At 70.4% G+C, this 26,373-nt stretch carries 21 protein-coding genes, 1 tRNA gene and 3 pseudogenes; 15 read left to right on the forward strand and 10 right to left on the reverse strand.

What is annotated here, in order from left to right:
• The first annotated feature begins 100 nt into the window (after positions 1–100).
• The 6 genes from E4N62_RS04180 (at position 101) to E4N62_RS04205 (ending at position 4,753) form a co-directional block, all read left to right on the forward strand.
• The gene (locus E4N62_RS04180) at positions 101–541 is read left to right on the forward strand and encodes a DUF3052 domain-containing protein (RefSeq protein WP_033527287.1); all 441 of its coding nucleotides are present in this window, start codon (positions 101–103) and stop codon (positions 539–541) included.
• Between the two features lie 201 nt (positions 542–742).
• Positions 743–1,201, forward strand: coding sequence for a peroxiredoxin (locus E4N62_RS04185; RefSeq protein ID WP_230211972.1), 459 nt, complete (start codon positions 743–745; stop codon positions 1,199–1,201).
• A 114-nt stretch (positions 1,202–1,315) separates the two neighbouring features.
• Positions 1,316–1,891: a calcium homeostasis/redox stress adaptation protein gene (locus E4N62_RS04190; protein ID WP_005478762.1), complete on the forward strand. Its 576-nt coding sequence runs from the start codon at positions 1,316–1,318 to the stop codon at positions 1,889–1,891.
• Positions 1,892–2,058: 167 nt separating this feature from the next.
• A complete protein-coding gene (locus tag E4N62_RS04195) occupies positions 2,059–2,634 on the forward strand; it encodes a TerD family protein (RefSeq protein ID WP_230211973.1) in 576 nt (191 codons plus the stop codon).
• A gap of 126 nt (positions 2,635–2,760) precedes the next feature.
• On the forward strand, positions 2,761–3,906 hold the full coding sequence (locus tag E4N62_RS04200) for a DUF475 domain-containing protein (protein ID WP_230211974.1): 1,146 nt from the start codon (positions 2,761–2,763) through the stop codon (positions 3,904–3,906).
• 109 nt (positions 3,907–4,015) lie between these two features.
• Positions 4,016–4,753 (forward strand): Tellurium resistance, encoded by a 738-nt coding sequence (locus tag E4N62_RS04205; RefSeq protein WP_184894673.1) that lies wholly within the window; start codon positions 4,016–4,018, stop codon positions 4,751–4,753.
• On the opposite strand, the gene E4N62_RS04210 is transcribed toward E4N62_RS04205, so the two are convergent.
• Complete coding sequence (locus E4N62_RS04210; RefSeq protein WP_230211975.1) at positions 4,729–5,673, reverse strand: TerD family protein; 945 nt, start codon at positions 5,671–5,673, stop codon at positions 4,729–4,731. The two genes, E4N62_RS04205 and E4N62_RS04210, sit on opposite strands and share 25 nt — an antisense overlap.
• Positions 5,674–5,863: 190 nt before the next feature.
• On the opposite strand from E4N62_RS04210, the gene E4N62_RS04215 reads away from it, so the two are divergent.
• Both E4N62_RS04215 and E4N62_RS04220 read left to right on the forward strand, forming a co-directional pair.
• Positions 5,864–7,030, forward strand: coding sequence for an HpcH/HpaI aldolase/citrate lyase family protein (locus tag E4N62_RS04215; RefSeq protein ID WP_230211976.1), 1,167 nt, complete (start codon positions 5,864–5,866; stop codon positions 7,028–7,030).
• 73 nt (positions 7,031–7,103) lie between these two features.
• Positions 7,104–9,660 (forward strand): annotated as a pseudogene (locus E4N62_RS04220) (phosphoribosyltransferase).
• 835 nt (positions 9,661–10,495) lie between these two features.
• Here the strand turns inward: E4N62_RS04220 and E4N62_RS04225 are convergent.
• The gene (locus E4N62_RS04225; protein ID WP_230211977.1) at positions 10,496–11,200 is read right to left on the reverse strand and encodes a DedA family protein; all 705 of its coding nucleotides are present in this window, start codon (positions 11,198–11,200) and stop codon (positions 10,496–10,498) included.
• Between the two features lie 88 nt (positions 11,201–11,288).
• Positions 11,289–11,510: a zinc ribbon domain-containing protein gene (locus E4N62_RS04230; protein ID WP_230211978.1), complete on the reverse strand. Its 222-nt coding sequence runs from the start codon at positions 11,508–11,510 to the stop codon at positions 11,289–11,291.
• A 428-nt stretch (positions 11,511–11,938) separates the two neighbouring features.
• Between E4N62_RS04230 and E4N62_RS04235 the strand changes: the two genes are divergently transcribed.
• The 3 genes from E4N62_RS04235 to E4N62_RS04245 all read left to right on the forward strand — a co-directional run bounded on the left by E4N62_RS04235 (position 11,939) and on the right by E4N62_RS04245 (position 16,657).
• Entirely contained in the window at positions 11,939–14,065 is a 2,127-nt protein-coding gene (locus E4N62_RS04235; protein WP_230212441.1) for a transglycosylase domain-containing protein, read from the forward strand.
• A 47-nt stretch (positions 14,066–14,112) separates the two neighbouring features.
• On the forward strand, positions 14,113–15,399 hold the full coding sequence (locus E4N62_RS04240; protein WP_230211979.1) for a hypothetical protein: 1,287 nt from the start codon (positions 14,113–14,115) through the stop codon (positions 15,397–15,399).
• A 115-nt stretch (positions 15,400–15,514) separates the two neighbouring features.
• Positions 15,515–16,657 carry an amidase domain-containing protein gene (locus E4N62_RS04245; protein WP_230211980.1) on the forward strand — a complete coding sequence of 381 codons (1,143 nt, stop codon included), beginning with the start codon at positions 15,515–15,517 and terminating at the stop codon, positions 16,655–16,657.
• 19 nt (positions 16,658–16,676) lie between these two features.
• Here E4N62_RS04245 and E4N62_RS04250 read toward each other — a convergent pair whose 3' ends face one another.
• The 3 genes and pseudogenes from E4N62_RS04250 to E4N62_RS04260 all read right to left on the reverse strand — a co-directional run bounded on the left by E4N62_RS04250 (position 16,677) and on the right by E4N62_RS04260 (position 20,187).
• The gene (locus E4N62_RS04250) at positions 16,677–17,309 is read right to left on the reverse strand and encodes a DUF4383 domain-containing protein (RefSeq protein WP_230211981.1); all 633 of its coding nucleotides are present in this window, start codon (positions 17,307–17,309) and stop codon (positions 16,677–16,679) included.
• 133 nt (positions 17,310–17,442) lie between these two features.
• Positions 17,443–18,739, reverse strand: a pseudogene (locus E4N62_RS04255) (hypothetical protein).
• A gap of 626 nt (positions 18,740–19,365) precedes the next feature.
• Positions 19,366–20,187 carry a DUF4097 family beta strand repeat-containing protein gene (locus E4N62_RS04260; RefSeq protein WP_230211982.1) on the reverse strand — a complete coding sequence of 274 codons (822 nt, stop codon included), beginning with the start codon at positions 20,185–20,187 and terminating at the stop codon, positions 19,366–19,368.
• Between the two features lie 169 nt (positions 20,188–20,356).
• Here E4N62_RS04260 and E4N62_RS04265 point away from each other — a divergent pair.
• Positions 20,357–20,428: transfer RNA gene (locus E4N62_RS04265), tRNA-Val, on the forward strand.
• 62 nt (positions 20,429–20,490) lie between these two features.
• On the opposite strand, the gene E4N62_RS04270 is transcribed toward E4N62_RS04265, so the two are convergent.
• Positions 20,491–20,817, reverse strand: a complete 327-nt coding sequence (locus E4N62_RS04270; protein ID WP_230211983.1) for a hypothetical protein — start codon at positions 20,815–20,817, stop codon at positions 20,491–20,493.
• 132 nt (positions 20,818–20,949) lie between these two features.
• Between E4N62_RS04270 and E4N62_RS04275 the strand changes: the two are divergent.
• Positions 20,950–21,842 (forward strand): annotated as a pseudogene (locus E4N62_RS04275) (LysR family transcriptional regulator); the annotation flags it as partial.
• Positions 21,843–22,023: 181 nt separating this feature from the next.
• Here the strand turns inward: E4N62_RS04275 and E4N62_RS04280 are convergent.
• Entirely contained in the window at positions 22,024–22,953 is a 930-nt protein-coding gene (locus E4N62_RS04280) for a ketopantoate reductase family protein (protein WP_230211984.1), read from the reverse strand.
• Between the two features lie 579 nt (positions 22,954–23,532).
• Between E4N62_RS04280 and E4N62_RS04285 the strand changes: the two genes are divergently transcribed.
• Both E4N62_RS04285 and E4N62_RS04290 read left to right on the forward strand, forming a co-directional pair.
• Entirely contained in the window at positions 23,533–23,760 is a 228-nt protein-coding gene (locus E4N62_RS04285) for a DUF2277 domain-containing protein (protein ID WP_230211985.1), read from the forward strand.
• A gap of 234 nt (positions 23,761–23,994) precedes the next feature.
• A complete protein-coding gene (locus tag E4N62_RS04290; protein ID WP_230211986.1) occupies positions 23,995–24,966 on the forward strand; it encodes a hypothetical protein in 972 nt (323 codons plus the stop codon).
• A gap of 90 nt (positions 24,967–25,056) precedes the next feature.
• Here E4N62_RS04290 and E4N62_RS04295 read toward each other — a convergent pair whose 3' ends face one another.
• Positions 25,057–25,671, reverse strand: coding sequence for a DedA family protein (locus tag E4N62_RS04295; RefSeq protein WP_230211987.1), 615 nt, complete (start codon positions 25,669–25,671; stop codon positions 25,057–25,059).
• Positions 25,672–25,860: 189 nt separating this feature from the next.
• Positions 25,861–26,316: a DoxX family protein gene (locus tag E4N62_RS04300; protein WP_230211988.1), complete on the reverse strand. Its 456-nt coding sequence runs from the start codon at positions 26,314–26,316 to the stop codon at positions 25,861–25,863.
• Positions 26,317–26,373 lie beyond the last annotated feature (57 nt).

The raw sequence follows: 26,373 nt of genomic DNA on the forward strand, positions 1-26,373 counted from the left end.
GATCCGCCCCGCCCGTGTGGACTACGGCCAATGCTTCGCGCACGCGCGTGGCTGATTCCCCAGGGGGCGACCCCACCCGAACATGATCAGGAGGCAACCCGTGAGCGCGACCGCGGACCACGCGGAGGAGCGGACGAACCCTGCCGCGAGGCTGGGGTTCCAGCCCGAGCAGGTGGTCCAGGAGATCGGCTACGACGACGATGTCGACCAGGAGCTCCGCGAGTCCATCGAGGAAGTCGTAGGCAGTGAGCTCGTCGACGAGGACTACGACGACGTGGCCGATGCCGTCGTGCTGTGGTTCCGAGACGACGACGGCGACCTGACGGATGTGCTGGTGGACGCCACCACGTACATCGAGGAAGGTGGCTCGATCCTGCTGCTGACGCCCAAGACCGGGCGGGACGGCTATGTGGAGCCCAGCGACATTTCGGAGGCCGCGACGACTGCGGGGTTGTCCGCGTCGAAGAGTGTCAGCGTGGGCAAGGACTGGAGCGGCAGTCGGCTCGTCACGCCGAAGGCGGCGAAGTCCGGCAAGAGGTAAACGCTGCCGCTTCGGCTCGGCAGGTTCGCCTGAGGGCTCGGGGCGAACTGCTCGACGGCGGACGCGTTCGTCGTGGCTTGTCGCGTCAGTTCCCCGCGCCCCTGGAGGCGGGCCCCTTCGGGGCCACCCCTCCAGGGGCGCGTCGTTTTCCGTGCGTAGGCTGGGTCACCCGAACAGTCCATGAAGGGACTCAGGTAGATCATGGCGATCCAGGTCGGTGACAAGGCCCCCGACTTCGAGCTCAAGGACAATCACGGCGCCACCGTGCGGCTCTCGGACTTCCGGGGCGAGAAGAACGTGGTGGTGCTCTTCTACCCCTTCGCGTTCACCGGGGTGTGCACGGGCGAGCTGTGCGAGCTGCGGGACAACCTGCCGAAGTTCGTCAACGACGACGTGCAGCTGCTGGCCGTGTCGAACGACTCCATCCACACCCTGCGGGTCTTCGCCGAGCAGGAGGGCCTGGAGTACCCGCTGCTGTCGGACTTCTGGCCGCACGGCGAGGTCTCCCGGGCGTACGGCGTCTTCGACGCGGACAAGGGCTGCGCGGTGCGCGGCACGTTCATCGTCGACAAGGAGGGCCTCGTTCGCTGGTCGGTCGTCAATGCCCTGCCCGACGCCCGCGACCTGAAGGAGTACCTCGCGGCCCTCGACACCCTGTGATTCTTCGGTTCCACACCCTGCGGGGAACGGGAACCCGTCACTAGGATCGACACGTTGATCCGACACCAATGCAACGCAGGGGCTCCCCGCCCCTGAAACCAAACGGAGGACTTCGTGGGAGTCAGCCTCAGCAAGGGCGGCAACGTATCGCTGACCAAGGAGGCGCCGGGCCTGACCGCGGTCATCATCGGGCTGGGGTGGGACATCCGCACCACGACCGGCACCGACTTCGACCTGGACGCCAGTGCCCTGCTGCTGGACGCGTCGGGCAAGGTCAGCAGCGACGCCAACTTCATCTTCTTCAACAACCTGAAGAGCCCGGACGGCTCGGTCGAGCACACCGGCGACAACCTCACCGGTGAGGGCGAGGGCGACGACGAGCAGATCAAGGTCAACCTCGCGACCGTCCCGGCCGAGATCGAGAAGATCGTCTTCCCGGTCTCGATCTACGACGCCGAGAACCGTCAGCAGTCCTTCGGTCAGGTCCGCAACGCGTTCATCCGCGTGGTGAACCAGGCGGGCGAGGCGGAGATCGCCCGCTACGACCTCTCCGAGGACGCCTCCACCGAGACCGCCATGGTCTTCGGTGAGCTCTACCGGCACGGCGCCGAGTGGAAGTTCCGCGCCATCGGCCAGGGCTACGCCTCGGGCCTGCGCGGTATCGCCCAGGACTTCGGTGTGAACGTCTGAGTCACGGGGGAGGACCCCCGTGCGCCACAGACTCACCGCGTCCGGCGCCGCTGTCGACACCGACCGCGGCGCCGGACGCGCTCGTACGACGGGCCCGGGCGGGCCCGCGTACGGAACAACTGAACAGTTGAGCAACTGCAGCTCGAAAATCGGGGAGGACCAGCACCATGGGCGTCACACTCGCCAAGGGAGGCAATGTCTCCCTCTCCAAGGCCGCGCCGAACCTCACACAAGTGTTGGTCGGGCTCGGCTGGGACGTCCGGACCACCACCGGAGCCCCCTTCGACCTCGACGCCAGCGCGCTGCTGTGCCAGAGCGGCCGGGTGCTGGGGGACGAGTGGTTCGTCTTCTACAACAACCTCAAGAGCCCGGACGGCTCGGTCGAGCACACCGGCGACAACCTCACCGGCGAGGGGGACGGCGACGACGAGTCGCTGATCATCGACCTCTCCCGGGTGCCGGCCGCCGTCGACAAGATCGTCTTTCCGGTCTCCATCCATGACGCCGAGAACCGCGGCCAGGCCTTCGGGCAGGTCAGCAACGCCTTCATCCGTGTGGTCAACCAGGCCGACGGCCAGGAACTCGCCCGCTACGACCTCTCCGAGGACGCCTCCACCGAGACCGCGATGATCTTCGGCGAGGTCTACCGCTACGGCGGCGAGTGGAAGTTCCGCGCGGTGGGACAGGGGTACGCGTCCGGCCTGCGGGGCATCGCCCTCGACTTCGGGGTGAACGTCTCGTAGCGCTATATGCGCAAAAGCCGGGGCCGTGTGGGGTGCGTGGGGTGCCCGACTAGACTTCGGGTTCAAAAGTTTCGTAAAGCCGCGCGCGGCGCGGGGGAACCCCGTACACACACGATTGGGTAGCCAGTGGTTCTGAAAACCTTCGGCTGGTCGTTCGCGGTCACCGCGCTCGGCTTGGTAGCAGCGGTTCTCTACGACGGATGGACGGCGCTCGGGCTCGTCGCGATCCTGTGCGTCCTGGAGATCTCGCTGTCGTTCGACAACGCGGTGGTCAACGCCGGGATCGTGAAGAAGATGAATGCCTTCTGGCAGAAGATCTTCCTCACCATCGGCATCCTGATCGCAGTCTTCGGTATGCGGCTGGTCTTCCCTGTCGTGATCGTGGCGATCAGCGCCCAGCTGGGTCCGATCGAGGCCGTCGACCTCGCGCTCAACGACAAGGACCAGTACCAGCAGTACGTGACCGACGCCCACCCGTCGATCGCGGCGTTCGGCGGTATGTTCCTGCTGATGATCTTCCTGGACTTCATCTTCGAGGACCGGGACATTAAGTGGCTGAGCTGGCTGGAGCGTCCGCTGGCCAAACTCGGCAAGATCGACATGCTGTCGGCCTGTATCGCGATGATCGTCCTGCTGATCACCTCGATGACCTTCGCGACCCAGGCCCACCAGCACGGCGGCACCCATGTCGACAAGGCGCAGACCGTCCTGCTCTCCGGACTCGCGGGTCTCATCACCTATCTGATCGTCGGTGGGCTCTCCGGGTTCTTCGAGAACCGGCTGGAGGAGGACGAGGAGCGCGAGCACGAGGAGGAGGAAGCGGCGGAGCGCGCGGGCAAGCCGCGTTCGGCCGTGGCCCTCGCGGGCAAGGCCGCGTTCTTCATGTTCCTCTACCTGGAGGTCCTTGACGCGTCCTTCTCCTTCGACGGTGTCATCGGCGCCTTCGCCATCACCAACGACATCGTCCTGATGGCGCTGGGCCTCGGTGTCGGCGCGATGTACGTCCGGTCGCTGACCGTGTACCTGGTCCGCCAGGGCACCCTCGACGACTACGTCTACCTGGAGCACGGCGCGCACTACGCGATCGGTGCCCTCGCCGCGATCCTCCTCATCACCATCCAGTACGAGATCAACGAGTTCATCACCGGTTCCATCGGTGTCATCCTGATCGCCTGGTCCTTCTGGTCCTCCGTCCGCCGTAACAGGGCGCTGGCGGCCGAAGAGGGAAAAGCTGACGCCACCGACAAGGCGGAGGTCCCCTCCGGGGTGTGATCACCCGTGAGGTGAGGGCAGGCTCTGAGCGGGGCGGCCGACGAGGATGCGTCCTCGTCGGCCGCCCCGTCGGTGGTTGACGCGACGACACGGCAGGTGTGGGGCGGGTATGAGTTTTCTGGACAACCTGTGGCGCGGGCGGGCCTCGGAGTTCGACGCGGGCAACGCGGCGACCAACGCGATCGAGCTGACCAAGCGGCACCAGAAGGTGTCCCTCTCCAAGCAGAACGCGGCCGCCGGCCATCTGCGGGTCAACCTGTCCTGGCGGATGCGGACCTCCGACATCGGCGCGCCCAAGCGGCAGAGCGTGCTGCGGCACCCCTTCAAGGCGCTCAAACCGGAGGAGGTGCAGGCGCACAGCCAGAGCATGGTGAACGTCGACCTGGACCTCGGCTGCCTCTACGAACTGGCCGACGGGACCAAGGGGGTCGTCCAGCCCCTGGGCGGCTTCCTCGGCGACATCAACGAGGCGCCGTACATGCGGCTGAGCGGGGACGACCGGTTCGGCTCCGGGTCCGGCGAGACGATGTACATCAACCTGGACCACCGGGACCAGTTCAAGCGGATGCTGGTGTTCGTCTACATCTACGACCAGACGCCGGCCTTCGACCGTACGCACGCGATCGTGACGCTGTACCCGAGCAACGGGCCGCGGATCGAGATAGGCCTGGACGAGCGGCATCCGCAGGCCCGGTCCTGTGCGGTGGTGATGATCGAGAACGTCAAGGGCGAGATCACCGTGCGCCGGGAGGTGAAGTTCGTCTACGGCTTCCAGGCCGAGCTCGACCGGTTGTACGGGTGGGGGCTGCAGTGGGGGCGGGGCTACAAGACCAAGGCGGAGCGCTGACGCCGGTCCTGGCCGGTTCGCCCATGAGCTCGGACCCGCAGGCACCTGGGCGTCTGCGGGTCCGTGGGTGGCCTCAGCGGCCGATGAACTGCGGGCCCTGCGGGGAGCCGGACGTTCGGGTCCAGGGCCGCCGCCGTGGGCTGCGGGTAGCCGTAGGCCGGGCCGTTGGTGGTGGCGGGGTCGGCTGCGGGTGGGGGTAGCCGTAGCCGGACTGCTGCGTCGGGGCCGCCGGGGGTAGCCGTACGCGGGCTGGGCCGGAACGCCCGTCGGGGGCTGCTCCGGGGCAGCGGGGCCGAGATCTCCGGGGCCGGGGCCGGGGTCTGGGTCGTGGCGTCCTCGTCGGCCGTCGCGGCCGCCGCCTCCGACTCGTCGACCGAGATGCCGAAGTCCATGGCGAGGCCCTGGAGGCCGTTGGTGTAGCCCTCGCCCAGGGCGCGGAACTTCCAGCCGCCGCCCCGGCGGTAGAGCTCGCCGCAGATCAGTGCGGTCTCGTCGCCGGTCTCCGGCTTGATGTCGAAATACGCCAGCGGTTCGGCGTCCGCGACGGTGGCGTCGTACAGCAGGATGCGCAGGGACCGTACGCGGCCGAAGGGGACGGGCTGCCCGGAGGCGTCGTCGGCGGAGGCCACGAGGAGAATCTGGCCGACGGCGGACTCGACACCGGCCAGATCGGTCTGGATGGTGTCGGTGAGGCCCTCGGCCACACGCTTTTTGCCGAGTCTCCACACCTTGCCCGAGGGGTGGCGTGGCTGGTTGTAGAAGACGAAGTCCTCGTCGGACCGTACGCGGCCGTCGGGGCCGAGGAGCAGCGCCGAGGCGTCGACGTCCGGGGCGTCCTGCCCCGGCGCCCAGCGCAGCACGGCGCGGACCGCCGTGGCTTCTACGGGGACGTTCGACCCCTTCAGCATCGCGTGCGTCATGCGGTCATCCTGCCCTCTCGGTCCTGATCACGACAACGCGGGGGCGGCGAACCGCCGATGAGAACGTTCAGCGCCCGACACCGCCGGGTTACCAGAACTTCACGCCGGCCGGGAACTGATGTCACACATTTGTACGTACTATTACCGGCCACGATCGTGACCGGATGCCGAGCAAGCGCGGGGGAAGCACATGCGTCATTTCGGGCACATAGCCCCTGAGGAGCGGCGGCGTCTCTTCTACCGGGAGCCCGGCGTCTTCGACGCCGACTCCCCGGCCCGGGTGCTCGCCGCCGCGCTCGGTGCCACGCTCTACAGCCCGGCGACCCGGGAGCGGCTCGCCGACGACATCGTCAAGCAGGCCGGCCGCGGTGTGGTCTCCATGGTGCTCTGCCTGGAGGACTCCATCGACGACGCCGAGGTCGTGGGCGCCGAGGAGAACCTCGTCCGGCAGTTCACCGACCTCGCCGACCGGCCGGACGTCGAGCTTCCGCTGCTCTTCATCAGGGTCCGCCTCCCCGAGCAGATACCCGACCTGGTCAGCCGGTTCGGCCCGGCCGTGCGGCTGCTGTCCGGTTTCGTGTTCCCCAAGTTCACCGAGGAACGGGGCGTGGCCTTCCTGGAGGCGCTCACCGCCGCCGAGGCCGCGAGCGGACGGCGGCTGTTCGGGATGCCGGTCCTCGAATCGCCCGAGCTGATGTACCGGGAGACGCGCGTAGAAGCGCTCCAGGGCATCGCCCACACCGTCGACAAGTACCGCGACCGCGTCCTCGCGCTGCGTCTGGGCGTCACCGACTTCTGCTCCTCCTACGCGCTGCGCCGGGCACCGGACATGACCGCGTACGACGTCCAGATCGTCGCCTCCGTGATCGCCGACGTGGTGAACGTGCTCGGCCGCGCCGACGGCACCGGGTTCACGGTGACCGGGCCGGTGTGGGAGTACTTCCGGGTCCAGGAGCGGATGTTCAAGCCGCAGCTGCGCACCAGCCCCTTCCTGGCGAACCGGGCCGGGGAACTGCGCGAGTCGCTCATCGAGCATGCGCTGGACGGTCTGCTGCGCGAGATCTCCCTGGACCAGGCCAACGGGCTGCTCGGCAAGACCTGCATCCATCCCTCGCACGTGCTGCCGGTGCACGCGCTGTCCGTGGTCAGCCACGAGGAGTACGGCGACGCCCAGGACATCGTGCGGCCCGACCGCCACGGGGGCGGTGTCCTGCGCTCGGCCTCCCGGAACAAGATGAACGAGGTCAAGCCGCACCGCGCCTGGGCGGAAAGGGTTCTGCAGCGCGCCGAGGTGTTCGGTGTCTCCAACGAGGACATCGGGTTCGTGGACCTGCTGGCCGCGGGCCTGCCCGACTGACCGCCGCACTCGCCCGGCCATCCACGGGACCGTACCGATCGCCGTACCGATGGCCGTACCGACTAAGGAATCGATGAACAACGCAGCGAACGACACGACCGGGGCCCGTGGCGGAGTCTGGTCCGGGGCCTGGGTCCGTGAACGGCTCGGCGTCGAACTGGTCGGGGACGAGGAGCTGACCGGGCTCCTGGGGCTCGCTCTGCGGCGCAATCCCAAGCGGGCGCATCTGCTGGTGTCGAACGTCCTCGGCAAGCATGTGCCGCAGTCCCCGGCCGTCGTCCACGGGCACGGGTTCGCGCTCGGCCGCCGGGTGCGGCAGCTGCTGGGGGAGGACGGGGCGCGGGCCGCGGTCGTCCTCGGGTACGCCGAGACCGCCACCGGGCTCGGGCACTCCGTCGCGGACGGGGTGGGCGAGGCGCCCTACCTCCACTCCACCCGGCGTCCCGTCGAGGGGGTCGCCCAGGCCGGGGGCTTCGAGGAGTCCCACTCCCACGCGACCTCGCACCTGCTGCTGCCGGAGGACCCCGCGCTGCTCGCGGGGCCGGGGCCGCTGGTGCTCGTCGACGACGAGTTCTCCACCGGGAACACGGTCCTCAACACCATCCGCGCGCTGCACGAGCGGTATCCGCGGGAGAGGTACGTCGTGGTGGCGCTGGTCGACATGCGGTCGGCCGCCGACCAGGGGCGGTTGGCCGCGTTCGCCCGGGAGATCGGGGCGCGCGTCGACCTGGTGACCGCGGCGAAGGGGACCGTGCGGCTGCCGGAGGGGGTGCTGGAGAAGGGGCAGGCGCTCGTCGCGGCACACGAAGGCGCGGCGGCCGCGGGCACGAGCGTCGTGACACAACGCGGCGCGGCGGGCACGGGCGCGGGGGTCGCCACCGGCGTCGCCACGGCCGGGGCTTCGGCCGCCGGAGTCACGCGGATCGAGCTGGGCTGGCCCGTCGGCGTGCCCGACGGGGGACGGCACGGCTTCACCCCCGCGCACCGCGCACGGCTGGAGAGCGCGTTGCCCGCCATGGCCGCGCGCCTCGCCGAGGCGCTGCCCCCGGGGGCCCGCCGGGTGCTCGTGCTCGGTTTCGAGGAGCTGATGTACGCCCCGCTGGCGCTCGCCCGGGAGCTGGAGAAGTCGGCCGCGGAAGGGCTGGAGATACGGTTCTCCACCACCACGCGGTCGCCCGTCCTCGCCGTCGACGACCCCGGCTACGCGATCCGCAGCCGCCTCGTCTTCCCGGCCCACGACGACCCGGCGGACGGGCCGGGGGAGCGGTACGCCTACAACGTGGCCGGCGGCGGCTTCGACGCGGTGGTCGCGGTCGTCGACTCGGTCGCGGACACGGCCGCACTGCACGCCGACGACGGCCTGCTGGCCACCCTCGCCGCCCACGTGCCCGGCGTACTCCTCGCCGTGGTCCCGTCGTACGTCCCGCCGACCGTCTTAAGCGCCCCGACCCGCACTTCCCGAAAGGCCAGCCATGCTCCCCGAGCCCCTCCGCGGCCCCGACTTCTCCTCCTACGCCGCCGACGAGGTGGGCTGGCTGCTGCAAGACCTCTCCGACGTGACGCTGGAGGCGCCCACCGAGGAGCGGGAGGAGGCCATCCAGAGCGGGGGCGCGCACTACGCCGAGTCCCTGCCGGTCGAGTACCAGCCGAGCGAGCAGTACCAGGCCCTCTTCCACAGCGCGCTCGACACGTCCGCCGAACGCATCGCCGTCGCCGTCGGCGTGGTGACCGAGACCGTGCTGGCCGAGCGGTCGGCGCGGCCCGTCCTGGTGTCGCTGGCCCGTGCCGGGACGCCCGTGGGCGTGCTGATGCGGCGATGGGCGCGGCACCGCCACGACATCGAGGTGCCGCACTACGCCGTGTCCATCGTGCGGGGCCGCGGTATCGACGCCAACGCGCTGCGCTGGCTCGCCGACCGTCACGACCCCGCCGACGTCGTGTTCGTCGACGGCTGGACCGGCAAGGGTGCGATCACCCGGGAACTCGCCGCCGCCATCGAGGAGTTCGAGGCGTCCGACGGCATCACCGGGTTCGACCCCGAGATCGCCGTCCTCGCCGACCCGGGCTCGTGCGTGCGGACCTACGGCACACGGGAGGACTTCCTGATCCCCTCCGCCTGCCTCAACTCCACCGTCTCCGGGCTGATCTCACGGACCGTGCTGCGTGCGGACCTCGTCGGGCCCGACGACTTCCACGGTGCCAAGTTCTACCGGGAGCTGGCCGGCGTCGATGTGTCGGTGGACTTCCTGGACGCCATAGCCGCCCGCTTCCCGGACGTCGAGGACGCGGTCGACGTCCGGACCAAGGAACTGCTCGCCGCCGACCGCACCCCCACCTGGGAGGGCTGGGCCGCCGTCGAGCGGATCAGCGAGGAGTACGGGATCCACGACGTCAACCTGGTCAAGCCCGGTGTCGGCGAGACCACTCGGGTGCTGCTGCGCCGGGTACCGTGGAAGATCCTCGCGCGGGCCGGGGCGGGCGCGGACCTCGACCACGTACGTCTGCTCGCCGAACAGAGAGGGGTACCGGTGGAAGAGGTGGCCGAACTGCCGTACACATGCGTGGGGTTGATCCACCCGAAGTTCACGCGGGGCGCCACCGGCGCCGACGGCAAGGCGGTGGCGGTCTGATGCCGGGCCCCAGAGTTCTCGTCGCGAGCGATCTCGACCGTACGCTCATCTACTCGTCCGCCGCGCTCGCGCTGACCATGCCGGACGCGCGGGCGCCCCGGCTGCTCACCGTCGAGGTGCACGAGAGCAGGCCGCTGTCGTACATGACGGAGACGGCCGCGGGGCTGCTGGCCGAGCTGGGCGACGCGGCGGTGTTCGTGCCGACCACGACCCGGACGCGCAAGCAGTACCAGCGGATCAATCTGCCGGGCCCGGAGCCGACGTACGCGATCTGCGCCAACGGCGGACACCTGCTGGTGGACGGGGTCACGGACCTCGACTGGCACACGCGGGTCACCGCCCGGCTCGCGGACGAGTGCGCGCCGCTCGCCGAGGTGCGGGACCACCTGGAGACCACGGCGCACCCGGCGTGGGTGCGCAAGCACCGTGTCGCCGAGGAGCTGTTCGTCTATCTCGTCGTCGAGCGTGAGCTGCTCCCCGAGGAGTGGGTGAAGGATCTCGCGGTCTGGGCCGAGAACCGCGGGTGGACCGTCTCGCTGCAGGGGCGCAAGCTCTACGCCGTGCCGAAGCCGCTCACCAAGTCGGCGGCGATGAGGGAGGTCGCTCGGCGGACGGGGGTCGAGTTGACCTTGGCCGCGGGGGACTCCCTGCTCGACGCGGATCTGTTGCTCGCGGCGGATCGGGCCTGGCGGCCGGGGCACGGGGAGCTGGCCGAGGCGGGGTTCTTGGGGCCGGGGGTGAGTGCGCTGCCCGAGCGGGGGTGTTGGCCGGGGAGCGGATTCTTCGGGAGTTCTTGCGGGCCTCTCAGGAGCGGTGAGGCTTGTTGCTGTGCCGGTCAGGGGGTGGGGGTGTGGTGCGATGCGGGCTGCCGGTCCGCTGTGGCTTGTCGCGCGGTTCCCCGCGCCCCCGAACAGCGGGGCCTTCTCAGGAAGCGGAGGAGGGTGAAGGCCAGCAGGGCCAAGGTCGCTCCCGACAGGACGATCTTCGAGTACGTCGAGACGATCGCCGTGACCTCGGTCCAGTTGGCGCCCAGGAAGTAGCCGGCCAGGACGAAGACCGTGTTCCAGAGGGCGCTGCCCAGGGTGGTCAGCAGGGTGAAGACGGGCAGGGGCATGCGTTCCACGCCGGCCGGGACCGAGATGAGGCTGCGGAAGACCGGGATCATCCGGCCGAAGAAGATCGCCTTGGCGCCGTGTTTGAGGAACCAGGCTTCCGTCTTCTCGATGTCCGATACCTTGACCAGAGGCAGCTTCGCGGCGATGGCGACCGTGCGGTCGCGGCCGAGGAGGGCGCCGACGCCGTAGAGGGCGAGGGCGCCGACCACGGAGCCCGCGGTGGTCCACAGCAGGGCGGCGAAGAGGTTCATCTGCCCGGTGCTCGCGGCGAAGCCGGCGAGGGGGAGGACGACCTCGCTGGGGATCGGTGGGAAGAGGTTCTCCAGCGCCACGGCGAGGCCCGCGCCCGGCGCCCCCAGCAGATCCATCAGACCGATGATCCACAGGGGTGCGCCGCTCATCGACTCCGCTCGCATGGCTGTCATGGGGGCACGCTAGGCGAACGAAGCTGAAGGGAGCCTGAGGGGTGCGTGAACGTTCGAGGGACGCGGTCCGTTGATCGAGGTGTGTTGATCAACCGCAGCAGCCGCCACCGCAGCACCCGCCACCACCACCGCCCGCCCGGGGCGCCGGGGCGGTCGCGGCGGCCGACCCTCCGACGGCGACCGTCGACAGCAGTTTGACCGTGTCGGAGTGGCCCTCGGGGCAGTCCGCGGGGGCGGAGGACTCGGCCATCGGGCGGCTCAGTTCGAAGGTGTCGCCGCAGGTCCGGCAGCGGTACTCATAGCGAGGCATGGGGTCAGGCTAACCGGCGTCCGGGGGGCGGCAAGGGGGCCGCGTTTTGCCTGGTCGGTCACACTGGCCAAATTTTCACGCTCCTGACAGAAGCGTTTGTGAAAGTGACTGATAATTTGTGGTCGCCGTGTGGAGACCGGGAGGCCGGGGGAACAGGGGGCTCACTGCCGCGGATGTGGCGGCCGTGACCAGCCGCGCGGCGGTGCCAAGTGGGGAGGGGGGACAGTCATGACCGCTGTCCTTGGTCGATCGGGAGACACGTGTCCCGGTCGGATAGTCGCCGTGCGCGGGCGGAAGGTTGCCGCGCACCGCCGAATCGTCGCTGGGCACCGCTCGGGCCGTCCGCGTACGGGGTCCCGCCGTGGCTAGCCGGGGAAGGGGAAGGGAAGGGGCAGGAGGAAGGGGTGCCGGAGGAGTCCGACCTCACCATGCAGCTGAAGCTCCCGCCGGCCCCGGCGGACGAGACCATGCAGCTGCGGGTGCTGGAGCCGGGTACGTTCGACCTGCCGCAGGAGCCGCCGGCGTCCGGGAAGCGCGGCAGGCGCAAGGCGCCCAGGCCGTCGCTTCTGGCCAGATTCACCGCCGTCGCCGGCGCGCGACTGGCCCCGTTCGCCCCCTTGGCCCGCCGGATGCGTCCGCAGTACCCCCGTCCGGGCCGTGCCGACTGGCGCCGCTGGGTGCCGTCCTGGCGGCAGTCGCTGGGGGCCGCGGGACTGGCCGTGGGCGTCAGCGGCATGTTCCTGTCCGTCGCCTACGCCGCCACGGACATACCGGAGGACCTCAACACCTTCGCCACCCAGCAGGACAACGTGTACTTCTGGTCCGACGGCACCCCGATGGCCCGTACCGGCTGGGTGCGACGGCAGGCGATGCCCCTGAAGGACGTCCCCCAGGACGTGCGCTGGGCGGTCCTCGCGGCGGAGAACGCGAGCTTCTACTCCGACCCCGGCATCTCCGTGAGCGGTATCACCCGCGCCCTGGTGCGCACCGTCGGCGAGGGCGACACCCAGGGCGGCTCGACCATCACCCAGCAGTACGTCAAGAACGTCTACCTGACCCAGGACCGCTCGCTCGGCCGCAAGTTCGACGAGGCGCTGCTCGCCCTCAAGCTCGACAACCAGATGAGCAAGGACGAGATCCTGGAGGGCTACCTCAACACCAGCTGGTTCGGCCGCGGCACCTACGGCATCCAGCGCGCCTCCCAGGCGTACTACGGCAAGGACGTCAGCGAGCTGAACGTCAGCGAGGCCGCGGTCCTCGCCTCCCTCCTCAAGGGCGCGGGCCTCTACGACCCCACCCTGAGCAACGCCAACCGGGAACGGGCGGTCGTGCGCTGGGAGTGGATCCTGGACCGGATGGTGGACATCGGCAAGCTGTCGAAGGCCGAGCGCGCCAAGTACACGAAGTTCCCCGAGCCGATCGAACAGTCGAGCCAGTACGACACCGGCAAGCAGAGCGACTACCTGGTGCAGCTGGCCTCCCAGTACGCGAAGAAGGCGGCGAACCTCAGCGATCAGGAGTTCGACCGGGGTGGCTACCAGATCTACACGACCTTCGACAAGGACCGGCAGAACGAGCTGACCGACGCCGTCACCAAGGCCCGCAAGGAAGTCCGCGAGGACAACCCGAAGAAGGCGCGGACCGCGCACTTCGGCGCCTCCTCGGTCGCCGCCGACGGCCGGATCCTCGCCGTCTACGGCGGCCCCGACCACCGCAGACAGGGATTCAACGAGTCGAACGCGACCACCGTCCCGGCCGGCTCGGCCTTCCTCCCCTTCGTCTACGCGGCGGGTCTGGAACACGGTGTCGTCAAGGAGCGCGGCGGCGGGGCTACACCTGTCACCCCGCAGACGATCTACGACGGCAACGACGGCGTGCCGGTGACCACCCCCGAGGGGCCCTACTGGGACCGGGGCGGCGACCAGGTCTCCGCCCGCAACGACGGCAAGAAGTCCTGGGGCCCGATCACCCTGCACGACGCGCTCGCCCGGTCGGTGAACACCCCGTTCATGCAGCTCGGCATGGACACCGGTCTGGCCAAGGTGCGAAGCACCGCCGAGGCGGCCGGACTGCTCTCCTCCAGCTTCGGCGCGCAGGTGCCGGGGCTGTCCGTGGGCAGCGCCACGCCCAGCGCGATCCGTATGGCCAGCGGCTACAGCACCTTCGCCGCGCTGGGCAAACACACCGAGCCGTACTCCGTGCGGAAGGTGACCCACAACGGGTCCAAGGTCGCCCTGGACAAGCCGAAGCCGAAGCGGGCGGTGAGCGGCAAGGTGGCCGCCGAGGTCACCTCGGCGCTCACCGACGCCTACCGCCTCGCCCACCCCACCTCGCCCGGTGCCGCCTCCTTCGAGGTGGCCGCCAAGGGCGGGACCACCCAGGACGACAAGGCCGCCTGGTACGTCGGAACGGCCGACGCGGTGTCGACCGCCGTCGTCGTCTACCGCATCGACCTGGCCAAGAGCCTGGAGCCGCTGCCGCTCGACGGGATCGCCGGAACTCCCAACGCCGGGGTCCCCTACGACATCTGGTCCAGTGCGATGAGGATCGGCTGACCACCGATGAGCACCCGCACCCGCCACCCTCGCAGAATGAGCCGTACATGAAGTCTGGCAGCAAGCCGCACAAGGGCCGCCGTCGCAAGGCGCGCCCGCAGCGCCGCACCACCCGTCCGCAGTTCCTGACGGTGGCGGCGCTCCTCGTGGTGGCCTCCCTGGTCGGCGGCTACCTGGTGCTGAACCGGTCGGCCGACACCGCGCCGACCGCTTCGTCGGCCGGCGGCGGCAGCGACAAGGGGGCCACCAAGAAGGAACCCGTCTGGGACGGCGAGACCAAGGTCATCGGTGACGGCTCCACCTCCTACACCGGCCCGCAGAAGGGCCGGTTGAAGGCCGTGCCGCTCAAGAAGGGCGAGAAGCCGCCGCAGTTCGTCGTCTTCTCCTGGGACGGCGCGCTGGCGGGCGACGACAACCTCTTCGAGCACTACCGCCAGATGGCGAAGAAGTACGACGCCCACATGACGTTCTTCCTCACCGGCATCTATCTGCTGCCCAAGGAGAAGCGGGACCTCTACGACCCGCCGCAGCACGACAAGGGCGCCGCCGCGATCAGCTACCCCACCGACGAGCACATCCTCACCACCCTGACGGAGCTCGGCGAGGCGTGGAAGGAGGGCAACGAGATAGGCACCCACTTCAACGGCCACTTCTGCGGGGAGAAGGGCGGCGGCGACTGGAGCGTCGCGGAGTGGAAGCAGGAGATCAAGGAGTTCAACTCCTTCCTCGCCAACTGGAAGACCAACACCGGCGCCAAGGACCTCGACCCGCTGCCCTTCACCGTCGACGCCGTCAAGGGCGGCCGCGCGCCCTGCCTGGAGGGCCAGGACAACCTCCTGAAGGCCGTCAAGGACTTCGGCTACCGCTACGACGCCAGCTCCCCGGGTGCCTTCCAGGTGTGGCCGGGCAAGAAGAACGGCGTCTGGGACTTCCCGCTGCAGATGCTCCCGTACAGCGACGAATACCAGGCCCTGTCGATGGACTTCAACTTCCTCTACAACCAGTCCGAGGGCAAGACCGACGGTGATCCGGCCATGTACCCGACCTGGCAGCAGGAGACCATCGACACCTACATGGCGGGCTTCAACCGCGTGTACTACGGCAGCCGGGCGCCCCTGTTCATCGGCAACCACTTCGAGCAGTGGAACGGCGGCATCTACATGAACGCCGTGGACGAGGTCATCAAGACCGTGTGCGTGAAGAAGGACGTCAAGTGCGTGTCCTTCGACGAACTCGCCGACTGGATGGACGTCCAGTCGCCGGAGACCCTGGCGAACCTGCGCGGGCTCGACCCCGCCCAGGCACCGGCCGACTGGGCATCGGTCGTGAAATAGCCGCACAGATACCCATGTTGCTCACTTGTTACACCCCCCGGTCTCACTTTGCTTGAGGAGGTCATGTAAAGATTCGAGCCCGGGTACGACCAACTCGGGGTCAAGGAGATTCCCAGTGAGATCAAGGACGTTGAGCCTCGCAGGCTCGACCCTCGCGGCGGCCGTCGTGGCCTCCGCGCTGCTGCCCGTCGCCGCGGCCAACGCCGCCGCGTCGACGCCCAAGGTCACGAAGGCGACCAAGGACGCCTTCGGGCGCGTCGCGGACAACGTGCTCACCGACCGTACGGCCGTGCTGCTCGGCAGCAAGGCCGCGCGCAAGTCGCTGAAGCCGACCGGCGGCGTCAAGCTGTCCGCCGGCCAGAAGAAGGCCGAGGACGGCAAGCTGTCCGCCCTGAAGGACACCAGGTCCCGCCTGGCGTCCCTGGGCGAGGCCTACACCTCGGCCGACACGAAGGTCACCGTCGACAGCGCCAAGGTCAAGGGCAAGAAGGCCACGGTCAAGGTCACCGAGACCACGACCCTGAAGTACAAGAAGATACGCGGCGACGAGCCCGCCTCCACGGGCTTCGACGCGCACCACGTGCTCACCTTCACCGCCCAGGCGAACGGCACCTGGCAGCTCACCGCGATGCGCTCCACGGACGGTGGCGCCCCGCGGATCAACGAGCCCGCCGCCGCGACCGCGGACACCAAGCTCAGCCGTACGCCGATGGCCATCATCAGCGCGCCCAAGGCGGCCACCACGCGCAACCCCGCCCCCAAGCCGAAGACGCTCACGGGCGGCGCCTACGACTACCGGGCGATGGCGACGTACACCGAGAAGTACTGGAAGAACTACAACCCGGCGTACCGCAAGTACAACTCGCTCGGCGGCGACTGCACCAACTACCTCAGCCAGGGCCTCCTGGCGGGCGGCTGGAAGCAGATCTCCACGGTCACGCCGGAGGAGTACGACACCTGGTACTACGCCTCCAACGGCACCGCGGACGCCTGGATCGGCGTGAACGAGTGGTCCTGGTTCACCCAGACCGCCAAGCGGACCACGCCGCTCGCGAACGTCTACCAGATGGACATCGGCGACGTGCTCCAGATCGACTTCAACAGGGACGGGTCCAAGGACCACTCCATGATGACGACCTACCGCAGCGCCAGCGGTGTCCCGTACCTGACGTACCACGACGCGGACACCTACCGCCGTTCGGTCGCGAGCATCATCGCCTCGTACCCGACCGCGAACTACTACGCGTACCGCACCTGAGCCCGGCCCTCACGGTGCCTCAGCCGGCGCCCTTCCCGTCGTCCGTCCCGGACTCGGGGAGGGCGTCGGCGCGTTCCAGCTTCGCCATCCCCACGCCGGCCTTGCGCCGCGTCTCGCGCTCCGACTCCTCCGGGTGGCGGGCCCGCCAGTACGGGTTGTCGTGCGGCAGCGCCGTGCCGACCCTGCCGTACATCCCGAACGTCATCAGCAGAATCCCGACGACAAAGCTGAACAGGACGTTCTGGATGCGGAACGCCAGGAAGTTGGAGTCGGTGTCCAGCAGGGCCATGTTCACGAAGCCGCTCAGGATGAACAGGACGCCCAGGGTCATGTTCAGCGTGGAGGCGAAGTTGCCGCCGATCACCATGCCGACGAGCAGCAGCAGCCCCACGGCGATCGACAGGACGCTCAACGTGCCGTTGGTGCTCAGCCCCACGACCTCGTCGCCGCCCGTGTCGAACCAGCCCACCTTGTCGATGAGCCCCAGGATGCCGAAGACGAGCAGGAACAGGCCCATCAGGCCCGCCCCGATCCGGTAGACCCTGCTGAGGCGGTGGTCGACGGGCAGGTGCTCGTCGATCTTGATCCGCCGCCGGGGACCCGCGTGCCGGCCCTTGCCCGGACGCAGTGTGTGCGTGGCGTGCGTGGCCATGTCCGCCTCCCATCGGGCGTGCGCGGAGGCCTGCGTACCCCTTCAGCATCCGCCGGGCTGCTCCGCCGGGCAACCGGGTGCCCCGGTCCCGGGCCGGGTCCCGGTCCCGGCCGGGGCGGGCGGGGCGGGCGTCTCAGGTCGCGCCCGCGCCGCGCTCCTTGCGGATCTGGTCCACGACCCGCGCCACCGCCTGCCGCACGGCCTCGGTCTCGGTCAGGAAGTGCCAGTAGTCCGGGTGCCGTCCCTCCAGCGTGGCGATCGCCCGGTCCAGACGTGCCACGGAGTCGTCCAGCGGGCGCGCGTGCCGCGGATCGGGCGTCGACCGCCCGGCCATGGCCAGCCGCTGCGCGTCCCGGATCGCGAACCGGGTCCGTTCGATCTCCTGCTGGGAGTCCTTCTGCACGGCGTTCAGCCGCCGCAGCCGGTCCCCGGCGGCCGAGACCGCCTCGTCGGTGTGGTTCAGCAGCGCCCTCACGGTCGACAGCAGCGAGGTCGCGTCCGGCCAGCGCTGGGCGTCCCGCGCGGCCCGCGCCTCGCGCAGCTTCAGCTGGGCCTGTTCCACGTCCCGAGCGGCCTGGTCCGGCACCTGCTGGAGGTCCTGCCAGCAGGCCGCCACGAACCGCCGCCGCAGCTCGCTCAGCACCTGCGGCACCTGCTCGGCCCGGGTGCCCAGCGCCTCCGCGCGGGTACGCAGCGACACGAGCCGGTGGTCGATCTCGGCGGCCCTCTCCGGCAGCCGCTCGGCCTCCGCGCGCACCGCCTCCGCTTCGCGCACGACCCGGTCGGCCCGCTCCAGCGTCTCCCGGACGCCGTGCTGCCCGGCCCCCTGGTTGAGCTTGGTCAGCTCGGGGGCGAGCGCCGCGAGACGGGCGGCGAGATCGTCGGCCTTCAGCCCCGAACCCCGTGCGGTGTCCAACGCGTTGGAGGCGGCGAGCAGGCCCTGCCGGGCGCGCTCCACCGCCGGGGCCAGCCGGGCCAGCTGGGTCTCGGCCTTGCCGAGCAGCGGCCCGAGCCCCTGGGCGAACCGGTCCAGCTCCTGCTTGACCCGGTCCAGCTCGGTCCTCGCGGCCGTCAGCTCGGTGCGGGCCCGGGAGGCCGCGGACGCCTCCAGGTCGTCGCGGTCCAGGTCATGGGCGTCGACGGCGTTGATGTACTGGTGGCTGACTTCGTCGATCCGCCGCCCCAGCGCCTCGAAGCCCTCGGCCGCGCGGCGGCCGCCCGGGGAGTCGTCCACCGCTGTGATCGTCTCTATGGAGATCCGCAGGTCCCGCTGGGCGGTGTCCAGCTCGTAGAACGCGGCCGCCGCGGCGTCCTTCGCCGCCTGCGCCTCCGCCCGCTGTCCCTCGGCCCGCCCCGAACCACCGCCGCGTCCTGCCTCCGGCGAACGCCGCGGGCAGTACGACGAGGGCGACGAGGGGAACGGCAGGCAGTACGGCACCGTCGCGGACGGCCGATCGCCGCCTCTCGGGGGCCGGGGCGAGGGCCCTCGGTCCGTGGGGACGCGGGGACTCCGGGCACGGCGGACCGGTCGTGCGGCGGCGCGGGCGCTTGCGTCGGCCGGGGCGCACGCCGAGAGCGCGCCCGCCCGGCCAGGACCGCCGCCGGCGACGGAGGTCGTCGGAGGGCCGTCGCACGGAGCCGACGGAGGGGATGGCGGGGAAGTGGGCGTTGCGCGCGGCGCGGGCTCGTCCGACGGCCGGCGTGTGGGGCCCTGGGGTTGCCGGGCGGCGCCGCTGTTCGCCCGGCGCGACGCAGGGCCGCCCGTCGGACGTGGCGTGGCGGGGCCACCGGCCGCGGTGGGGCCCGTCGTCGGAGCGTGTCCGGGTGGCCGCTGGTGGGGGTGCGGGGCGGTGGCCGCATCGTCGGCCGGGTCCGTGGCCGGTCGTGGTGCACCGCTCCGGGGCTGTTGTGCGCTCGGCACAAACGGTGTGTACGGCTCTGCCGGTGTCGCCGTCACTTCCCTCTCCCGTGCTGTCATCCACCCTGACCGGTGCCATTCTCCCACCGGTCAAGGACGAAAACACGGGCCGAGCGGTTCGAGGTTGACGGTCGCCCGTCAGTCGACGGTGCGGACCGTCACCGAACCGTCCTGGGTGTGGGCGGTCACCACATGGGAGCTGCCCTCGTCACGGGGCACCGAGACGTCCACGGAACCGTCGTCGCTCCCGGTCTCGATCCGGTACGACGTGTCCCGCGGCAGCCCGATGCTGATCGAACCGTCGTCGCTGTGGGACTCCACCAGGTCCGGTACGACCCCGAGTTCGAGCTTGACCGAACCGTCCTGTGTGCTCACCCTGACGCTTCGCGACGCGACCCCGAGCGCCCGCACGGAGGCGTCGTCGGTGTGCAGCTCCAACGGCCCGGAGGTGTCGCCGACCCGCACGGCACCGTCGGCCGACCGGATCTCCAGCGGCTCGGCGAACCCCTTCGCGGTCACACTCCCGTCGTCGCTGCGCACGGCGACCGCGACCCCTCGCGGAACCTCGATCCGGTGCCTGGCCGCACAGTCGGCGACCAGGCCGTCGCACTTCAGCCGCAGCTCCAGCCGGTCGTTCTCCATCTCCCAGGTCACCCGGGGCTTGCCGCCGACCATGACCCGCCCCTCGAACCACCGGGTCACCTCCACCTCGTCCACGTCCGCCGCGACCAGTTCGAGCGCGGAGTCGTCCGAGTCGACCGTCAGCGTCCGGCCCGCCAGGGCGAAGCTCCGGTGCTCCGGGTCCCGGTCCTCCCCGGCGTCCGCCCCGCACCCGGCGACGGACGCCATGAGCACGACGGCGAGACCGGCGACCGCCCCCACGCCCGCACGGGACCGGCGGGCCGCGCGGGCCGTACGAGCCGGGCGTGCGGTGCGTGCGGTGTGTGCGGTGCGTGTCATGACGATCTCCCCTGGGCTGGTCCTCGGCTGTCCTTCGACCGTACGGAGCAAGGGAGTTCGAGGGGATCCGGGTCACTCCCGGATGAGGGGTGGGGCTAGCCCCAGGGACGGCCCCGATATGGGTTTGCTGGGCACGCCCCCGGGCAATGTAGGCTGTCGACTCGTACTCGGGCGTGTAGCTCAGGGGTAGAGCGCCTGCCTTACAAGCAGGATGTCGGCGGTTCGAAACCGTCCATGCCCACCGAGACGAGGACCCCGGCCGTTCATGGCCGGGGTCCTCGTGTTTTCCGGGGCCCGGGTGCCTCAGGAGTCCCGTGCGTGCTTGAGGTGGGTGCGGGCCTCGACCCTCTCCTCCGCGGCGACCTCCGACCAGAAGCGGTGGCAGCTGACGAAGACCGCCAGTTCCCGCTCGCGCTCGCGGAGCTTCTCGACCTCGGCCTGCTCGTCGGGCGTCCAGCCCGGGGAGGCGGGGCGTTCGACCTTGCGCCAGCCGTTGTCGTCGCTGAAACCGTCCAGGGGCTCGACCGACCAGGGCAGCCGCTTCAGCAGTGCCAGGAGCTCGGCCCGGACCTGATGCAGCTCCTCCTGACCGGCGAGAAGGTCGTCTGGGAAGTCATAGGTCTTAGCCACACGGCAATGGTACGCCTGTTCGAATTTGGGATGCGAGTTCCTTCGGGCATTTTCCGGAGGGAGAGATTCAGGAGGGATTCAGGAGGGGCGGGTCCCCTATGCCCAAGCTCAACCTTGGGTATCGTCCTCGTCATGACCCTCGATGATCTCCGTGTCTTCGTCGCCGTCTGCCGGGCCGGAAGCCTCAGCGCGGTGGCCCGGGAGCTCGGGTGCACCCAGTCGGCGGTGAGCCAGCACGTGCGGCGACTGGAGCGGGAGGTCGGGGTCGGTCTGGTGGAGCGGCAGGCCCGAGGCGTCGTGCCCACCCGGGCCGGCCGGGTTCTCCAGGAGGCGGCGGCCGAGGGCATCACCGGTCTCGACCTGGCGCTGCGCCGGCTGGCCGAGATGGTGCGCGGTGACGGTGGCGTCGTACGGATCGCCACCGGCGGCACGACCGTGCGGCACTTCATGACGCAGGGCATCGTCGACTTCCGGCGCTCGTACCCGGACGTGGGCCTGGAGTTCCAGACCGTGCGGTCGAGCGCCGGGTGCTGTGACGCGCTGGCCGACCCGTCCCGGGACCTCGACCTCTCCTGGCTGACCCTGGGGCCCGCCGTCCGGGGCATCGAACAGCGTGCCGTGGCGGAACTGCCCTGGGTGCTCGCCGTGCGCGCCGACGACGAACTCGCCGGGCGGGAGCGGGTGGAGGGCCGCGAGCTGGACGGGATGCGGCTGATCGGGCTGCCGGAGAACTCCACCTCCTACGCCCATCTCGGCTCCGCCTACCGGGAGTTGGGCATCTCCGTCAGCTCCTCCGGGGCCGGGGTCGCCGACTGGGACACCGCCATCCTGCTCGCCGAGCTCGGCGTCGGCCACGCCGTGGTCCCCGCGCTCCCGGGCTGGACGGGCCCCGGCCACCCCGGGCTCCGCTTCGTCCCGGTCCCCGACCTGCCCCGCTCACCGTCGGGTGGGCCGTACGGCGCTGGGACGCCCTGTCGCCACCGGCCCGCGCCTTCGCCGACACGGTGGCGCGGCACGCGGTGCGGGTGGGGGTGGGGTGCGGGCGGTCGAGGGGTGAGGCGGGGGTCCGGCCGGGCTCCGGCTGGGATCCGGGTGGGTTCCGGCCGGGGACCGGCTGGGGTCCGTCCGTTCGGTGGTTCGCCGGTCGGGGTTCTTCGGTTGTTCAGTGGTCCGCCGCAGGGCTTCGCCCGCTCAGTGGCTCGTCTGTCAGGGTTCCCCGGCCGTGCGTCGCTCCTCCGTCGCCCGCAGCTCCGCCACCACCTCCGTGGCCACCGGCACAGGTACACCGTGACGTTCGGCCGTACGGAGCAACGCGCCGCCGATCGCGTCCAGTTCGAGAGGGCGGCCGGCCTCCGCGTCGCGTTGCATGGACGATCTGGTGGCGGGCGGGAAGGCGTCGTAGCGACGGAGGGTCTCGGCCGGGTCGACGGGGGCGCAGGCCGCCGTGGCGACCGCGGCCGTCTCCTCGACCAGGGCGGTCAGCTCCTCGCGGTGGCGGGTGCGGATCTCGCCGAGAGGCAGGGCGTGGCGGGTCGTGAGCAGGGCGAACGGGGCCAGGAAGGACATCTTCGCCCACAGTACGGCCGTCTCGTCCGGGAGGACGCGGGTGCCTACGCCCGCCCATTCCAGGGCCCCGGCAAGGGAGTTGAGACGGTCGCGCGGGACGCCGTCGCCGGTCAGGTCGACCTCCGCGAACGGGCTGCCGTGTTCGATGACGCCCGGGGCGACGCGGGTCGACTCGACGCGGATGGTGGCGGGGGCGACGGCCACGGCGTCGCCGTAGTGGGCGCGGAGGTGTGCCGGGTGTTCCACGCCGTTCAGGAACGGTACGACCAGGGTGTCGGGGGCCAGGGAGGCGGCCGGGAGGCGGTCCAGGGAGGCCGCCAGGGTGGTGTGCTTGACCGTGATCAGGGCCGCGTCGACCTGTTCGCGAAGTTCGGGCGCGGTCTCGACGCGGGCGGTGAAGTCGCCGAAGCGGCCGCTCCTGACCTGGATGCCGTCCTTCTCCAGGGTCTCGGCGGTCCGTTCGCCGGCCAGGCAGATCACGCGGTGGCCGGCGCGGGCCAGCAGGGCGGCCAGCAGTCCGCCCACGCCTCCGGGGCCCAGTACCGCCACCGTGAGCCGTTCGTTCGTCATCGTCCCCTCGTTTCCGCCGGGTGGGTCGAGCCGGCTTCGATGATGATCACAAGGGTGGAGGGTGCAGTCAATCCTCGGGGGAACTTGCTTATGCCCAAGGGGTTGCTTGGGTATGGAGGGAGGCCCCGGTGACCTGGTGTCTTCGCGGGCTGGGGTTGTGCGGGGGTTGCCAGCTGCTTGCCGGGGAGTGCGTACGAGGGTGGATGAGCTCGATCGTGTGGTGATCGGCTTCCGGGTTTGCGACGGTGTGGGCTGTTCGGGCTACGGTGAGCGGGCGATCCGGGACACCGGGAACGGAGCCGGCGTGCGGAGCCCCCTTTCCTCCGGAGAGAAGGTCCGGGGCCTCTCCGTCGCCCTCTGTCCGTACCCACCTGGCCAGGTCGTGAGGGAACCGGCCTCCCGGGACCGGACCACGTACAGGATGCGTGTCGCCGCCCCGGGGTTGAGTACGCCGGGGACCTGGGGGTACCTCCCACGCCCTTGAGGCAGTGGGGGAACGCCCCAGACCGTTCGGGGCGTGCGGCTGGGCGGACTCACTCATGCTCAGTCCCCAGGAACGGTACGCGGGAGACTGGGGGCATGTGCCGCAGTATCAAGACGCTTCGACCGCCCGTCCTTCCCGAAGAGGCCACCGAGGACGACATCAGGGCTGCCGCCCTGCAGTACGTCCGGAAGGTCTCCGGGTTCCGCGCGCCCGCCGCGCACAATCGTGAGGTTTTCGACCGAGCGGTGGATGTGATCGCGGAGGCCACGGCTGAGTTGTTGGCCGGGTTGGAGGTGCGGGGAGCTGCGCGGCGGGCGGGGTAGTTTTCCCCCGCCGCCCCCACCCGTCCCGTCCTTCGGGGCTGCGCTCCTCCACCCCCGGACGTCCGTCCGGTGAGGGCTGGTCGCGCGGTTCCCCGCGCCCCTGAAAAGCAGGGGCTGCGCCCCGTGCTTTTCGTCCCTGAGTGGCCGCAGGCGGTTGCGTCCTGGGAAGTGGTGTACGGTCGCCGTCCTTCTCCTCATGGCCGCCCACCGTCTGTGTCGACAGGAGCCGAGCGCATGCTGACCGTCCGCGGCATCTCCTACCTGGTCGGCGAGGCGAGCACCGATGACGTACGGCGGGACCTGGAGGTCATCGCCCGGGACCTGCACTGCACCACAGTGATGCTCATCGGAGCCGACGGGAGGCGGTTGATCGATACCGCCCGCATCGCCCTCGAGACCGGTCTCGGCGTCTACATCCGGCCCAACGTTCCCGAGCTGCCTCAGCCGAAGCTGCTGGAGCACCTGGACGCCGTCGCCCAGGCGGCCGAAGGGCTTCGCCGGGAACACCCGGACCGGGTGACGCTCCTGGTCGGCAGCGAGTTCTCCCACACCATGCCCGGAATCGTCCCCGGACCTCGGTCGTTCCTGCGCCTGAAATTCATCGTGCGTTTCCACCGCCTGCTGCGGCGCAGGATCGACCAGCGGCTCCACCAGCTGCTCACCACCGCCGTGACCACCGCGCGGCGCCGCTTCGGCGGGCCGGTCACCTACTCCGCGGCCGGGTGGGAACACGTCGACTGGTCGCTGTTCGACCTGGTCGGCGTCAGCCTCTACCGCTCCCGACGCAACCACGCCACCTACACAGACCGCCTGCGCGGCCTGGTTCGCGACCACGACAAGCCCGTGGTCATCACCGAGTTCGGGTGCGGGGCCTTCACCGGAGCCGATCAACGAGGAGCCGGTTCCTTCTGGATCGTCAACTGGTTCGCCGTACCCCCGCGCATCCGCGGCGACCACCCCCGCGACGAGGCCGTCCAGGCCCGCTACCTCGGTGAACTCATCGACCACTACGACGCGGAGGGCGTGCACGGCTGCTTCGTGTTCACCTTCGCCATGCCCGACTTCGAGCATCACGACGATCCTCGTCACGACCTCGACAAGGCCGGCTTCGGACTCGTGGCGGTGACCGGCGACGGCGCATGCAGACCCAAGGAGGCGTTCCACGAGGTCGCGCGGCGCTACGGCGACATAGCCGTGGAGGAATGACCGAGTGTGAGCCACGCAAACACCGCACCCTCAAACCAGCGATGCGGATCCAAGACCAACCTCGCAGGGCATTTGTAGCACCAGCGTTGATTACGGGGCCGGTCGGGCGGGGCGGCGCATGACGTATGCCGCTGCCGCGCCCGCGCCGAAGAGTGCGGCCAGGGACACCGCCGTCGCGAGCCAGGTGGGGCCGAGCCACTGGGCGCCGAGGTAGCCGAGGGCGACGCTGTAGGCGGCCCAGGCGACGCCCGCGAGGGCGGACCAGGGGAGGAAGTCGCGGGCGCGGTGGCGCGCGGCGCCGGCGCCGAGGGAGACGACCGAGCGGCCGGCGGGGGCGAAGCGGGCGACGACGACCAGGAGCCCGCCACCACGGGCGAGCGCGGCGCCGAGACGTTCCTGCGCGGTGGTCAGACGGCGGGAGCGGGCGATGGCGCGGTCGAGGCGTGCGCTGCCCCGCCAGGCCAGCCGGTAGGCGACCAGGTCACCGAGCACGGACGCGGTCGCCGCCGAGAGCATCAGCACCAGGATGTCGGGGACCTCGCGGGCCATCGCGCCGGCCGCCGTCTCCGCCGCGGCCGCCGTGGCCACCGCGACGACGAGGACACCGCTCGGGAGGACCGGGAGGAACACGTCCAGCACGATGGACGCGCCCACCACGGCGTAGATCCATGGGCCGGCGGCCAGCCAACCCAGACTCTCAAGCACCGAGCACTCTCCTGTTTTCCCCCGGCGTCACGGCGACCCGTGACAGCCGAACAGCGTACGCCCCGGGTATGACAGACGGCTCACAGGGGCTCATGTGTCCGTCATGCCGTGTTCATTCGGACTGTTGGAGAGGCCCGGGCGGAGGGGGAGGAGGAGAGCGGCGGCGGGCCGCCGGTGTGTGTCAGGCCGTCAGGCTGTCACGGTGGCCTTGTTCGTAACGGTCCTGTCCGCGGACGCGGCCTGGCGCTTGGAGAAGAGCTGGTCCAGGCCGAGCGCTCCGGAGCCGGTGAAGACCAGCAGGAACAGGGCCCAGCAGAAGAAGGCCGCGAGCTCGCCTCCGTTCTCGAGCGGCCACAGGGCCTCGGGCTGGTGGACCTTGAAGTACGCGTAGGCCATGGAGCCCGAGGCGACGAACGCCGCGACGCGGGTGCCGAGACCGAGAAGTACCAGGGTGCCGCCGACGAGTTGGATGACAGCCGCGTACCAGCCGGGCCAGGTGCCGGCGGCGACGGTGCCGCCCTGTCCGTCCGCGCCGCCCAGGATGCCGAAGAGGGATGTGGCTCCGTGGCTGGCGAAGAGCAGGCCGACGACGATGCGGAAGAGACCGAGGGCGTATGGCTGGGCGCTGTTGAGGCGTCCGGTCATGGTGGGGGACTCCTTCGGTAGTGACCCGGTCCTCGTGGGACCAGTGGGGACGGTTCT

Origin of the sequence: Streptomyces sp. MNU76 (assembly GCF_020982545.1) — a bacterium.
GTDB lineage: Bacteria > Actinomycetota > Actinomycetes > Streptomycetales > Streptomycetaceae > Streptomyces.